This is a genomic window from Ideonella sp. P3_A4, assembly GCF_056403075.1.
In genome coordinates this window covers 1-1,829 of the sequence record NZ_JBFUGE010000912.1, presented here as the reverse complement: position 1 = coordinate 1,829, position 1,829 = coordinate 1, and the positions used below count along the sequence as shown (strand labels likewise).

The 1,829-nt window shown below is 65.1% G+C and carries 1 protein-coding gene; it reads left to right on the top strand.

The genetic code is table 11. The features are described 5' to 3' along the window. On the top strand, nt 1-1,829 hold a 1,829-nt coding region (locus tag AC1DYI_RS34355), incomplete at both ends, for an ABC transporter permease (RefSeq protein WP_477208581.1).

Here is a 1,829-nt window from a genome sequence, read left to right as displayed (position 1 = left end):
GTACGGCACCGACGCCCACCCGGTGACGCGGCTGATGGTGCGGGCCCTGCAAGACGCCTTCGCCTTCATCCAGATGATCATCGCGATCTACTACGCCGGTGAGCTCGTCTGGCGCGACCGCGAGCGCCGCGTGCACGAGATCGTCGATTCGACCGCTGCACCGGACTGGGCCCACCTGCTGCCCAAGATTCTGGCGAATGCGCTGGTGCTTACCGCCACGTCATTGGTGGCCGCCGGGGCTGGCATGGCCGTGCAGCTCATCAAGGGCTACACGCATTTCGACCTGGCTGCCTATGGGCTGTGGTGGGTCTTGCCCACCGTGATCACGGCCATGCAGCTGGCCGTGCTGTCGGTCTTCGTGCAGGTGCTGGTGCCGCAGAAGTTCATCGGCTGGGGCGTGATGCTGGTCTACGTGGTGGCCTCGATCGCCATGGCTTCGGCCGGCTTCGAGCACAACCTGTACAACTACAGCGGCACCTCGCCGGTGCCTTTGTCAGACATGAACGGCATGGCCCGATTCTGGGTCGGCGCCGCCTGGTTCCAGGTCTACTGGAGCGGCTTCGCCACCGTGCTGGCGGTGCTGGCCTACGCGCTGTGGCGCCGCGGCACCACCACTGCGCTGCGTCCGCGTTTGGCCGCGCTGCCGCGTCGCCTTCGTGGCGGTGCGCTGCTGGCTGGCGGCGCGGGTCTGGCCGTATGGGCTGGCACTGGCGCCTTCATCTTCTACAACACCAACATCCTCAACAAATACCAGACGGCACCGGACCACGACCAGTGGCTGGCGAATGCAGAGAAGGAGCTGCTGCCGTTCGAGAAGCTGCAGATGCCGCACATCACTGCCGTCACGCTCGACGTGCAGCTCTTCCCTCGCGAAGCGCGCGCCGTCACCAACGGCCGCTACAAACTCGAAAACCGCAGCAGCCAGCCGATCGACCAGGTGCACGTGGCCTGGGGCGAGCGGATCAGGCTCGACCAGGTGTCGATCGACGGTGCCACGCTCGAGAAGGCGTACGAGCAGTACCCGTACCGCATCTACCGCCTGCAACCGGCCATGCAACCGGGCGAAGTGCGGGAAATGAAGTTCGCCACCACACTGGAGGAACGAGGTTTTCCGAACGGCGCTCCGCTGACCCGGCTGGTGGAGAACGGCAGTTTCGTCAACAACAGCGAGATCGCGCCCGGTGTCGGTATGTCGCGCGAGGGCCTGCTGACCGACCGGGCCAAGCGCCGCAAGTACGGCCTGCCGGCTGATCTGCGCCCGCCCAAGCTGGAGGATGAATCGGGCCGCTCGCGCAGCATCTTCATGGTGGCCGGTGACTGGGTCAATGCCGATATCACCGTCACGACCGACGCCGACCAGACGCCGATCGCTCCGGGGCGCACGGTGTCCGACACGACCACCAACGGACGACGCACGGCGCATTTCGTCTCCGACGCGCCGATCAACCACTTCTTCTCGATCCAGTCGGCCCGCTATGAAGTGAAGCGCGACAAGGCCGGCGATGTCGACCTGGCCGTCTACTACCACCCGGGCCATGAATACAACGTCGACCGCATGCTGGGCGCGATGAAGGATTCATTGGCGATGTTCAACGAGAAGTTCTCGCCCTACCAGTTCCACCAGGCGCGCATCCTCGAATTCCCGAGCTACGCGGACTTTGCGCAGAGCTTTGCCAACACCATCCCCTACTCGGAGAACCTGGGCTTCCTGACCAAGCTGGGTGACGAGAACGCCATCGACGTGGCCACCTACGTGACCGCGCACGAGATCGGCCACCAGTGGTGGGGCCATCAGCTCGTGCCCAGCAACCAGCAGGGCGCGACCATGC